Raw genomic sequence first — 12600 nt, forward strand, 5'->3', positions numbered from 1 at the left:
CGTCGGTTAATTGTCGTCGATCAACCAAGCTGGCCGCGTTGCCGCCATATCGCCGCAGCTCAGGGGGGTGATGACCGGAATGTAGCGTTCGGTGGGAACGGCTGGGCTGGCCCCCATCTTGGCTCGTTCGCCGCCTTATGGGGCTGATCCCCCTGCCTACGGGCTTCGCCGGCAAGGACCCCTTCCGTCGGGATCGGCCGAGGTGTCGACCGGCTCAGCGCTGCGGTTTCCGGTGTCGTTACATATTACTGATAGTGATTGCCGCTGGTCAGCCGCATTCCCAGCTTGCTTTCAGGAAACTTTGCGAATGTGATACACGTCACACTTCGTTCAGGTATTTGTCTGGGTTCATGGTCAACATGCAGGGGCTTGCCGCGTCGGGGGCCGTTCCGATAGGTGCCTGCGGCAACCGGGTGCGCTGCCTATCCATTGACCGAATGGAACGCCGTAACTAGCCTCTTGGCCATCCCACACCCGCATTGGACGGTTGCTTTATCTCGGGCTGACGACTGATCGGAGCAAGCCCCATGTTCGATGTAATCGTTGTCGGTGCACGCTGCGCTGGTTCGCCGGTCGCAATGCTATTGGCCAGGCGTGGCCACCGGGTTCTGATGGTCGACCGCTCCTCCTTTCCGAGCGACGCGGTGTCGACCCACTACATCCACCAGTCCGGGCTGGCCCGCCTCCAGGCATGGGGTCTGCTCGACGAGGTGATCGACGCGAAGACGCCGGCCATCCGCAAGATGAACTACGCCAACCACGGCATCCCCCTGGTGGGCTTCGCCGATCCCATCGACGGGATCGACGCGGTCTACTGCCCCCGGCGCGTCGTGCTCGACGAGATCCTGGTCAACGCCGCCCGCCGCGCCGGCGTCGAGGTCCTGGAGCAGTTCACCGTGTCCGACCTGGTCTTCGCCGACGGCCGGGTGGTCGGCATCCGCGGACGCGAGGGCGACGGGCCGGACCGGGAGTTCCGGGCCAGCGTCGTCGTGGGCGCCGACGGCTTCCACTCCACCGTGGCCAGGAAGGTCGGCGCGGAGCTGTACAACGTGCGACCCGCCGCCGGGTTCACCTACTACTCCTACTACAGCGGGCTCGACTGGGGCCTGCACCACAAGACCGGCTTCCACGAGCAGTGGTACGGCACCTGGCCGACCAACGACGACCTCAACATGGTCGCCGTCATCTGCACCCGGCGGCAGCTCAAGGAGTTCCGCCAGGACCCCGAGGCCCGCTTCCTGGCCGTCCTCGACGACGTCGAGCCGGAGATGGCCCAGCAGCTGCGCGACCAGGGCCGGCGCGAGGAGCCGCTGCGGCCGATGCGCTACCCGGACAACTACTACCGCCAGTCGCACGGGCCGGGCTGGGCGCTCGTCGGCGACGCCGGATACCACAAGGACCCGATCACCGGTTGGGGCATGACCGACGCCTTCCTGCACGGCGAGCTGCTCGCCGACCGCATCCACGAGGGACTGTCGGGGGCGCGGACCATGGACGACGCCCTCGCCGACTACGTGAAGGTGCGCGACGAGGAGACCGCCCCCGTCTACGACTACACGACGAGCGTCGCCGAACTCACCCTCACCCCCTACCTGGAGACCGTGCTGGGCGCGATCAGCACCAGCCAGGAGTGGACCACCAAGATGCTCGGCATCATCGCCGGCGGGGTGGAGGGCTACGAGATCTTCGCGCCGGACAACCTGGACCGGCTCTACGACGACGCCGGCGTGCCCCAGCACAAGCGCATCTACGAACCGTCCTGACCTGAGTGAGGCCGCGCCGGGCGAGCGCGGCACGACGGGGGAGGGCCGCGGCCCTCCGCCCCTCGTTCGGTGCACTTCATCCTCAAGGAGTCAAGCAGATGACGCGCGCGTCCAGCATGTTCGACCTCATCGGCCAACAGGACGACCAGCGGGCCTACTACGACACCGGCGGCCGTGGCCGGTCCCACGCGTTCTACACCGGCGAGGAGCAGTACCGCCGGGAGATGGAACGCATCTACGGCCGCCGGTGGCTGCCGGTGGACCACGTCTCCCGGTTCCCCGAGAAGGGGTCCTACGTCACCCTGACCATCGGCACCGGCTCGGTGCTGATCATCAACGGCGACGACGGTATCCAGGCGTACCACAACTACTGCCGCCACCGCGGCTACCGGCTCGTGGAGGAGGCCGCCGGCAAGCGGCAGAGCCTCGTCTGCATCTACCACTGCTGGGTCTACGACCGCAACGGCAAGCTGAAGAGCCTCAACGGCACCTACTTCGACCACTTCTTCGACAAGGAGAAGAACGGCCTGCTGCCGGTGCGCACCGAGGTCCGGTACGGCGTCGTCTTCATCACCTTCTCCGACGACGCCCCCGACCTCGACGCCTCCCTCGGCGAGTTCGGCGAGTTCGCCCGGGTCTACGAGCTGGCCGACCTCAAGTGCGTGCAGGCCAAGGACTACCCGGTCGCCTCCAACTGGAAGCTCGTGGCGCACAACGTCAACGAGAGCCTGCACTTCCCGACGGCCCACAAGGACCTGCACCGCATCACCGACTTCGACGACGCGGGCACGTACGAGCTCAAGGGCGACATCGTCGGCGCGTGGCAGGTCATCCGGGACAGCTACAACTCGGTCTCCATGACCGGGCGCAGCCAGCGCGCGCCCATGCCGCTGGTCCCCGAGGCCGACCTCAAGAAGATCAACTGGATCACGATCCTGCCGAACCTGCTCTTCGGCTTCACCGCCGACTACGTGATGATGCAGTGGGTCTGGCCCGAGAGCCCCAGCACCTGCATCGTCCGGCACTTCTGGCTGTTCCACCCCTCCGAGACGGCCAAGAGCGACTTCTCGCACGAGGCCGTCTTCGCCCTCTGGGACAAGGCCAACTACGAGGACTGGGAGCTGTGCGAGCGCACCCACCGCGGCCTGTCCAACCCCCTGTGGTCACCCGGCCAGCTCTCCCTCGACGAGGAGGTCGTCTCCCAGATCGACGCCTGGGTGGCCCGGGAGACCGCTGACTCCGTCGAGAACGAGGGATGACCGCCGTGGTCAACTGCTTCGTCATCGGTGGCACCCGGGTCCTCGCCCGCTGCGCCGACCAGCTCGTCGCGGCCGGCGTACGCGTCGAGGGCGTCTTCACCGACGACCCGGCCGCCACCGCCTGGGCGGCCGAGAACGGCGTGCCCGTGCTCGACCCGCGCGCCGACCTCGTCGCCGCCCTCACCGACACCCCCGTCGACTACCTGTTCAGCATCGTCAACTTCCGCATCCTGCCCGGCGCCGTGCTGGAGCTGCCCCGGGTGGCCGCCGTCAACTTCCACGACGGCCCGCTGCCCCGCTACGGCGGCAGCAACGTCGCCGCCTGGGCGCTCTACGAGGGCGCGTCCCGGCACGCCGCGACCTGGCACCGGATGACCGAACGCGTCGACGCGGGCGCCGTCCTGCTCGAACGGTGGTTCCCGATCCGGACCCACTCCACAGCGCTGTCGCTGACCTACGAGACGGCCGAGGTCGGCATCGCCCTCTTCGCCGACCTCGTCCCGCACGTCGCGGCGGGGACGCTGCCCGAACCCGTCGACACCAGCGGCCGGGAACGCCGCTTCTACCTCCAGTCCGACCGCATCGCCGACGGCGGCCTCATCCACGCCGGCACCACGGCCGCCGAGGCCGAACGCATCTCCAAGGCCCTCGACTACGGCACCTTCCCCAACCCGCTCGGCGTGCCGACCCTCGTCACCGCCCAGGGCGCGGTCTTCACCCGCCAGGTCCGCCGCATTCCCCGCGAGGACCCGCTGCCCGAGACCGTCGCCACGGCCGTCACCGACTCGGCCCTGACGCTGTCCGCCCCCGACGCCGACCTGCTGTTGAGCGACTTCGTCGCCGTCGACGGCAGCGCGCTGTCCGCGCGGGCCGCCGCCCAGCGCCTCGGCATCGCCCCGGGCCGGCCGCTGCCCGCCGCGCCGCCCGAGCGGCTCGCCGCGATCGCCGGGGCGCAGGCCCCGCTGCGCCGGCACGAGCCCTGGTGGAAGGCCCGCCTGGCCGACCTGCGTCCCGCGCCGCTGCCCGCCGACGACTTCTCCGCCGCCGCCGCGCACTACGGCCGCTACGAGCTGGCCTACCTGCCCCGCACCCGGGCCGAGACCGTCAGCGTCGTCCGCGCGTTCCTCGCCGTGCTCGCCGAGCGCATGGAGGCGCCCACCTTCGACTTCGCCTGGTCGCCGTCGTCGGCCCGCGCGCTGGCCGAGGCGACCTGCGGGCTCGCCGCCGCGCGCGTGCCGGTCCGGTTCGACGCCGCCGACGCCGAGGCCCTCGCCGACCGGCTCGACGAGGCGGCCGCCCGCCACGGGTACGCCACCGACCTGGAGGTCCGTCTCGGGCTTGCCTACCGCCCGCCCGGCTCCGACACCCCGACCTTCACCCGCGTGATGGTGCTGGAGCGCGACCCCGACGAGGAGGCCGCCACCGACCCGGACACCGAGATCGCCCTGCTCTGCCTGCACGACGGGCCGCCGATCGTGTTCGTCCGCGAGACCGCGATGACCGCCGACGACGCCCTCGACTTCGCCGAGCGGGTGGAGGACATCGCCCTCGGCGCGATGCTCCCCGGCGCCGCCAGTCCGGCCACGCCGCGCGCCGCCGCGCCGGTGCCGCCGGCCCCCGAACCGGCCGCCACGTCCGGCAGCACCGCGTCGGACATCGCCGCGTCCGACATCGCCCCGTCCGGCAGCGCCGCGGTCGACGACGTGGCGTCCGGCAGCGCCGGGTCCGCCGCCGCCCCCGCCCCCGTCGCCGCAGTGGCGGAGCCGACGCCGACCGGCCCCACCGTGCTCGACCTGGTCGCGGCCAGCGTGGCGGCCCGGCCGCACGCCGTCGCCGTACGTGCCGGCGACCGCAGCATCGACTACGCCACCCTGGACGCCTGGGCCGACGCCGTCGCCGCCCACCTGTACGACCAGGGCGTCGAGGCCGGCAGCGTCGTCGGCCTGCTCACCGAGCGCGGCCCCGACCTCGTCCCCGCGATGCTGGGCATCCTGCGCGCCGGGGCCGCGTTCCTGCCGCTGGACCCCAACTACCCGGTGGAGCGGCTGCGCCGCTACGTGGAGGTCGCCCGCTGCGACCTGATCCTGGCCGACGCGCCCAGCCACGCCTTCGGCGAGACCGTCGGCACCGTCCTGCCGATCCCCGGCCCGGACGCCTCCGCGCTGGCCGTGCCGCCCACCGTCACCGGGGCGGACCTCGCCTACGTGCTGTTCACCAGCGGCTCCACCGGCGAGCCGAAGGGCGTGGAGATCGGGCACGCCGCGCTGGCGAATTTCCTCACCGGCATCGGGGAGCGACTCGGCTCCTCCGTAGCCGACGTGATGCTCGCGCACACCACCGTCGCCTTCGACATCTCCCTGCTGGAGCTGCTGCTGCCGCTGACCGTCGGCGGCACGGTCGCGCTGGCGTCGCGGGCGGTGGCCCGCGACCCGCACCGCCTGGCCGAGCTCATCGGCGAGGTCACCGTCGCCCAGGCGACCCCCAGCATGTGGCGGCTGCTGCTGGAGACCGGCTGGACCCCGGGGGCGGGGCTCACCGTCCTGTCCGGCGGCGAGGCCCTCGCGCCGGCCGTCGCCGAGCGGCTGCACGCCACCTCCCGCGCCCTGTGGAACCTGTACGGCCCCACCGAGGCGACGATCTGGGCGTCCGCCCACCGGGTCGACACCGTCGGGTCGTACCTGCCGCTCGGCGAGCCGCTGCCCAACCTCGACCTGCACGTCCTCGACGCCGAACTGAACCCGGTCGCCCCCGGCGGCACCGGCGAACTCCACCTCTCCGGCGTCGGCCTGGCCCGGGGCTACGCCAACCGCCCCGACCGGACCGCCGAGGTCTTCCTCACCCACCCGGCCACCGGCCTGCGCCTCTACCGCACCGGCGACACCGTGCGGCTGCACACCGACGGCACGATCGAGTGGCTGGGCCGCGCCGACTCCCAGGTGAAGGTCCGGGGCAACCGGATCGAGCCGGCCGAGATCGAACGCGTCCTCGGCAGCTACGACGGCGTCACCGCCGCCGCCGTGATCGCCGTCCCGTTCGAGGGCCGCGGCGAGCCGCGCCTCACCGCGTATTTGGTCGCCGACCGCACCCTCGTCAAGGCCGACCTGGACGAGTTCGTCGGGCAGCGCCTGCCGGAGTACATGGTGCCCGACGCCTATGTGCGCCTCGACGCCATGCCGCTGACGGACAACGGCAAGATCGCCCGGTCGCGGCTGCCCGAGCCGTCCCGGGACACGATCATCCGCACCGGCGTGCCCTCCGTCGCCGCCGTCGAGCAGCCGACGGCCGAGTCGACCGAGCCGCCGGCGCAGCGCATCGCCCGGATCTTCGCCGCCGTCCTCGGCCACGACGTCTTCCTGGCCACGGACAACTTCTTCGACCTCGGTGGCGACTCGGCCAACGTCACGATCGCGGCGGCGGCGCTCACCGAGGAGTTCGGCGTCGAGGTGACCCCGCCGGCCATCTTCGCCACCGGCACCCCGCAGCGGCTCGCCGAACTGCTCCAGCCCGGCGCCGCCCCGGCCGAGCGGCCCCGCACCGGCACCGGCACGGTGCGCAGCGGCGCCGGCAAGACCCCCGAGCAGGCCGTCGTCGCCGCCGCGGAGGCCGTCGTCGCCGCCGAGGCGGGGACCACGACCGACCCGGCGAAGCAGCCGGCGAGCACCGCCGTCACCCCGGCTGCCGACCGGCCGGAGCCGCCGCGCCCCCGGACGCCGGCCGCGCCCCCGGCCGCCCCGGCCGACGGCGACACCCGTACCGACCAGGCCGGAGCCCGCGCCGATCACGGCACGGTCCGCGCCGGCCACGGCGAAGGCACGGCCGGGCCCGCCGACGCCCCCGCCGACCACGGCGACGCCCTCGCCGTCATCGGCATGGCCTGCCGGTTCCCCGGCGCGGCCACCCCCGACGAGTTCTGGGCCAACCTCGCCGGCGGCGTCACCAGCGTCGGCGACGCGCCTCCCGGCCACCGGGGCTGGGCGCACCTGTGGACCGACGCCGACGAGGTGCCGACCGGCTGGGTCGACCGCGTCGAGTACTTCGACGCGGCCCGCTTCCACCTCACCGACCGGGAAGCCCGGCGACTGGACCCGCTGCAGCGCATCCTGCTCAGCGTCACCGACGAGGCGCTGGAGAGCTGCGGCCACGACGCCGCCTCCCTCGGCACCGCCACCGGCGTCTTCGTCGGCACGATCGCCAGCGACTTCCCCGAGCTGGTGGCCGGCAGCATCGGCCACGGCGACCCGCACGTGGCCACCGGCACCGCCGTGTCCATGGTCGCCAACCGGCTGTCGCACGCCTTCAACTGGACCGGGCCGAGCTTCGCCGTCGACACGGCCTGCTCGTCGTCGCTGGTCGCCCTGCACCAGGCCGCCATGTACCTGCGTACCGGCGAGATCGACGCCGCCGTCGTCGGCGCGGCCAACCTGGTGCTCACCCCGACCAAGACCCGGTCCTTCCTGCGCAACGGCATGCTCTCCCCGAACGGGGTCTGCCGCACCTTCGACGACGACGCCGACGGCTACGTCCGCGGCGAGGGCGCCGGCGTGCTCGTCCTCAAGCGGCTCGCCGACGCCCAGCGCGACGGCGACCCGATCCTCGCCGTCGTGCGGGGCGCCGCCGTCAACCACACCGGCGCCGCCGGGTTCCTCACCGCGCCGAGCAGCACCGCCCAGGAGGCGGTCATCCGCACCGCCATGCGGCGGGCCGGCGTCGACGCCGACGGCGTCGGCTACGTCGAGGCGCACGGCACCGGCACCCAGCTCGGCGACCTCATCGAGCTGGAGGCGCTGCGCGCCGCCCTCGGCGGGTCCGGCCGCGCCACCGTGGCCGTCGGGTCGGTGAAGACGAACATCGGCCACCTCGAACCGGCGGCCGGCATCGCCGGTCTGATCAAGACGATCCTGGCGTTGCAGGCCGAGCGCATCCCGCCCTCGGCCAACCTCACCTTCCCCAACCGCGGGTTCCGCTTCGAGGACTCGCCGCTGTTCGTCCCCGACCGGCTCGTGCCCTGGACGGGGCCCCGGGTCGCCGGGGTCAGCAGCTTCGGCTTCGGCGGCGTCAACGCCCACGCCGTGCTCGCGGCGGCGCCGCAACCCGCCCCGGCCCCCGTCGACGCCGGCCCCGGCCTGCTCACCCTGTCGGCGGACTCCGCCGACGGGCTGCGGACCCTCGCCGGCCGGCTGGTCCTGCTGCTGCGCTCGCCGTACTGCCCGCCGCTGGCCTGGCTCTGCGTGGCCAGCCGGCAGCGCCCCGCGGCGACCCACCGGCTCGCCTGCGTCGTCGACACCGTCGAGCAGCTCGACGACAAGCTCATGCTGTTCCTCGCCCGCGCCGAGGGCACCCGCAACCTCCACGTCGGCGTCGTCGACCCGGCGGCGGCGGGCGGCACCATCGCACCGCTGGGCACCGACCGCGACGCCCTCGACGCGGCGGCCCGCCGGTTCGTCGCCGGCGACACCCTCCCGACCACCGAACGCGCCCCCGTGCGCTTCCCCACCGCGCCGCACGAGGAGAAGCACCTCTGGCTCGAACCCGCGCCCGCGCAGCTCACGGCGGGCCCGACGGCCCCGCCGCGTACGCACGGCTGGACGTGGGGCGAGCACCCCGAGGCCGCCGAACACGTCGTCCTCGGCAACCCCACCCTGCCCGGCTCCGGCTACCCCGGCAAGGTCGCCGAGGTCGTCGGCCGCGCCGCGTACGCCCTGCGCGACCTCACCTTCCGGGCGACCGTGCAGCCCCCGGCCACGCTCACCGCCGAGCGCACCGGCGACCGGATCACCTTCCGCGACGGCACCTCCGGCGTCGTGGCCGACCTGGAGCTGACCGAGCCGACGCCCGCCGACCCGGCGCTCACGCCACCGGCGAGCGCCGTCGGGTTCACCCCGGTCGGCCTCGACGAGATGTACCGCGACTTCGACCGCAACGGCCTGCACTACGGCCCCGGCTTCCGCTGCGTACGGTCGCTGTCCACCGCGTACGGTCAGGCGCTCGGCACCCTGCGCGCCGACGGCGACCCCGCCGGAGCGGTCGACGCCCGGCTGCTCGACGGCGCCTTCCAGGTGGCCCTCGCCGCCTGCGGGGCCCAGGGCCTGTACGTGCCGTTCACCATTACGCGGCTGACCGTGCACGCCCCGCTGCCGGCGGCCGTGCGTGTCTACGCCCGACGCGACCGCGGCAGCGCGCCCGACGCGGGGCTGCTCACCGCCAGCCTGGTCGTGCTCGACGGCGACCGGCCCGTGCTGACCGCCGAGGGCATCACCTGGCGGCGGATCTCCCCGGCCCCGCCGCCCGGTCAGCCCGGCTCCGCCGGCGCGCAGGACCGGGCCCGGCACGACCGCGCCGCCACCGCGACGACCGCCGCCGGCAATGGCCGCGCCCCGGCCGCGCCCGCGCACCCCGCCGTGCCGAGCGGCCACCACCGCGCCAACGGCTCCGCCGCCTCCGCCTCCCTCGGGCCGGCGCTGGCCAGGTGGATCGCCGAAGGGCTGGAGACCGACGTCGAGTCCCTCGAACTGGACCGCCCGCTGGAGGCCCAGGGCCTCGACTCGATGCTCGCCGTCTCCCTGGCCCAGGACATCCGCGCCCGGCTCGGCGTCGACATCCCGGTGACGCTGCTGCTCGAGGTGGGGACGGTGGAGAACCTCGTCACCGAGCTGCGCGACACGTACGGGGTGACCGCCGTGCCGGGCGCCGAGGCCGCGCCCCCGGCCGCCGCGCCCCCCGCTGTCCCGGTCGACGCCCCGGTCGTCGAATCACCGGCACCCTCGCCCATCCCGGCGGCCGCGCCGGCCCCTCCCGTCGCGGCTGCGCCCTCCGTCGCCGCGGCCCCCGTCGCACCGGCGGTCGCGGCGACGGAGGGGCCCACGGACCGGCACGACATGGCGATCATCGGCTTCGACGGGGTCTTCCCGAACGCCGGCAGCCCGGACGAGCTGTGGGAGGTCGTCACCAGGGGCGAGGACTGCCTGCGCGAGGTGCCCAAGTCCCGCTGGGACATCGACGACTACTACTCCGAGGACGCCGAGCCCGGCACCGTCTACCTGCGCCGCGCGGGCTTCGTCGACGAGCTGACCGGCTTCGACGCGGCGTTCTTCCGGATCTCGCCCGCCGAGGCACAGTGGATCGATCCCCAGCAGCGCCACCTCATCCAGTCCGCCTGGCGGGCCCTGGAGGACGCCGGGCTCTCCGGCCGCGCCTCCGAGCGGCCGACGGGCGTGTTCGTCGGCGCCAGCTACCAGCACTACCGCGACATGGTCGTCGGCGACGTCGTGCAGACCGCCGCCGGTCTCGGCAACCACAACGCGATCCTGGCCAATCGGGTGAGTTATTTCCTGGATCTGTCGGGTCCGAGCATGACGATCGATACGTTGTGTTCGTCGTCGTTGGTGGCGTTGCACACGGCGGTGCGCAGCATCCGCAGCGGCGAGTGCGACCAGGCCATCGTCGCCGGCGTGCACCTCGCGATGTCCCCCCAGTACTTCCAGCTCGGCTCCCGGCTGCGGTCGTTCTCCCCGACGGGTGCGTCGCGGGCGTTCGACGCGTCGGCGGACGGGTTCGTGCCGGGTGAGGGTGTGGTCACGGTGGTGGTCAAGCCCCTGGTCGACGCGGTGCGGGACGGGGATCGGATCCGTGGGGTGATCCGGGGTACGGCGGTGAACCACGGTGGTCGCACGAGTGGGTTGACGGTGCCGAGTAGTGCCGCGCAGCGGGAGGTGATCGTGGCGGCGTTGCGGGACGCCGGGGTCGGTCCGGAGGGGATCGGTCTGGTGGAGGCGCATGGGACGGGTACGTCGTTGGGTGATCCGATTGAGGTGGAGGGTTTGACGCGGGCGTGGCGGGAGTTCACGTCGCGGACGCAGTTCTGTGCGATTGGTTCGGTGAAGTCGAACATTGGTCATTTGGAGCCGGCTGCTGGTTTGGCCGGTGTGGTGAAGGTGTTGCTCGCTTTCGATCGGGAGCAGATTCCGCCGACGTTGCACGTGCAGCGGCCGAATGATCACATCCGGTTCGAGGAGTCGCCGTTCTACGTGGCGGATCAGGTCGTCGCATGGCCCCGGACAACGGGTTCGCCGCGGCGGGGTGCGGTGTCGGCGTTCGGGATGGGTGGGGTGAACGCCCACGTCATCCTGGAAGAGCCGCCGGTTGTCGCCCCGCGCGAGCCGGTGTCGCAGGAGTCGTTTGTGGTGAAGGTGTCGGCGTCGAGTGTGGAGGGTGTGCGGCGTTTGGCGGGTGATTATGCGCGGGTGTTGTCGGGTGTGGAGACGAGTGGTGTGGGGGATTTCGGGTTCACGGCGAATGTGGGTCGGGCGTCGCATCGGTTCCGGGTGGCGGTGTCGGGTGTGGATGGTGCGGGTGTGGCGGAGGGGTTGTCGGCGGTGGCGGATGGGTCTCGGTCGGTGGGTCGGTTGGTGAATGCGGCGCCGGTGTCGGTGTTCATGTTTTCGGGTCAGGGTTCGCAGTATGCGGGGATGGCTCGGGGTTTGTATGGGGTGGAGCCGGTGTTCCGGGCGGCGTTGGACGAGTGTGCGGAGTTGGTGTCGTCGGCGGGGGTGCCGTTGTTGGAGTTGTTGTTCGGTGGTCGGGGTGGGGAGTTGGTGCAGACGCGGTTTGCGCAGGTGGGGATTGTTGCGGTGCAGGTGGGGTTGGTGCGGTTGTTGGAGTCGTGGGGGGTTCGGCCGGGGTTGGTGGTGGGTCATTCGGTGGGTGAGTTGTCGGCGGCGTGGGCGGCGGGTGTGTTCGGGTTGAGAGACGTGTTGGGGTTGGCGGTGGCGCGGGGTTCGTTGATGCAGGGGCAGCCGTCGGGTGGGGCGATGGCGGCGGTGTTCGCTGATGCCGGTGATGTGGGGTCGGCGGTGGTCGCTTATCCGGGGTTGGAGGTGGCGGCGTGGAATGGGCCGCGGAGTGTGACGGTGTCGGGGCCGGTGGATGTGGTGGATGCGTTCTGCGCCGGTTCGGGGTTGCGGTGTCAGCGGTTGGTGGTGAGTCATGCGTTTCATTCGGAGGCGATGGCGGGGGCGGTGGGGCCGTTTGCGGAGGCGGTGTCGCGGGTGGTGGTGTCGGCGCCGCGGATCGGTTTTGCGTCGTCGATTTCGGGTCGGTGGCATGATGCGGGGTCGGTGGCGGATGGTGGGTTGTGGGGTGGGGGGATTCGGGGGCCGGTGTTGTTTGGTGAGGCGTTGGGGTTGGTGGGTGCGGCTGGTGGTGGGGTGTTCTGGGAGATCGGTGCGCATCCGGTGTTGACGGGTCTGGGTCGGCAGGTGTTGCCGGATCCGGGGTTGGTGTGGTTGTCGACGTTGCGTCGGGACCGTTCGGATCAGGTGCAGGTGCATTCCGCGGTGGCGGAGTTCTACAGCCGTGGTCTGGGTGAGGTGGACTGGGTGGGGGTGCATGCCGGTAAGGGGCATCGCACGACGACGATTCCCACCTACCCCTTCGAACGCCGCGAGTTGAGCGCGCCCCGCGTCCACGAGACCGCCCCCGCGCACCGCCGCCGCCCCGAAGCACAGGTTTCCGTACCCACCGCAGGTGACGAGGCCGCCGGCCATCCGCTGTTCGACCGTCACTACGAGCACTGAGCGAGG

Annotated in this window: 3 protein-coding genes; all 3 read left to right on the forward strand. The window is 72.4% G+C overall.

Annotation, left to right across the window (positions count from 1 at the left end):
• Positions 1–527: 527 nt before the first annotated feature.
• The 3 genes from LPA42_RS21415 (at position 528) to LPA42_RS21425 (ending at position 12594) form a co-directional block, all read left to right on the forward strand.
• Positions 528–1763 carry an NAD(P)/FAD-dependent oxidoreductase gene (locus tag LPA42_RS21415; protein WP_043963494.1) on the forward strand — a complete coding sequence of 412 codons (1236 nt, stop codon included), beginning with the start codon at positions 528–530 and terminating at the stop codon, positions 1761–1763.
• Between the two features lie 98 nt (positions 1764–1861).
• On the forward strand, positions 1862–3022 hold the full coding sequence (locus tag LPA42_RS21420) for an SRPBCC family protein (protein ID WP_198956574.1): 1161 nt from the start codon (positions 1862–1864) through the stop codon (positions 3020–3022).
• The gene (locus LPA42_RS21425) at positions 3019–12594 is read left to right on the forward strand and encodes a polyketide synthase (RefSeq protein WP_228986809.1); all 9576 of its coding nucleotides are present in this window, start codon (positions 3019–3021) and stop codon (positions 12592–12594) included. The genes LPA42_RS21420 and LPA42_RS21425 overlap by 4 nt, the downstream gene beginning before the upstream one ends.
• Positions 12595–12600 lie beyond the last annotated feature (6 nt).

Source organism: Micromonospora sp. DH13, assembly GCF_020873825.1.
Taxonomy (GTDB): Bacteria; Actinomycetota; Actinomycetes; order Mycobacteriales; family Micromonosporaceae; genus Micromonospora; species Micromonospora haikouensis.